1 pseudogene is annotated in these 431 nt (G+C 45.7%); it reads left to right on the plus strand.

The features are described from left to right. A pseudogene (locus CA598_RS31780) lies at positions 1–431 on the plus strand (hypothetical protein); the annotation flags it as partial.

A 431-nucleotide genomic window follows, 5' to 3' on the forward strand; every position in this document is an offset into this window, starting at 1 on the left:
AATGCATAAGCTAGCGGAAGACGCACGCAAGAAGCTGAAATCCTTGGGTATAGACGAGGTCCAGTACCAGGCGGGTAAGGATCTAAGCACTTATTTTAAGAAACCAGTGGTTAAGGCATGTGATTATGATCCGTCTATCACTAGTAGAAGCGTACCACTAGTTCAGAATGAAGCGTATCAGTTGCTACTACGGACGGCAATGGAAAAAGGGGAGAAGGGAGCCTGGGCAAAAGGTCAACTGGAAGGCATTCAAACCACCATGGAACAGATGATTGCTACTGGAGTAAGTCTGGGTGTGCACGTGATGACAAACCAAGGTGGAAAGGCTTGGGGAGATGTTATAAAATTGACTTCATCAGTCGCCCAACTGGATTCCTATAATCTGTTTAGAACGAATAAACCGGAGGATCAAGCAAAACCCGAGGATTCTA

Source organism: Paenibacillus sp. VTT E-133291 (assembly GCF_002264395.1).
Classification (GTDB): domain Bacteria; phylum Bacillota; class Bacilli; order Paenibacillales; family Paenibacillaceae; genus Paenibacillus_AQ; species Paenibacillus_AQ nitricinens.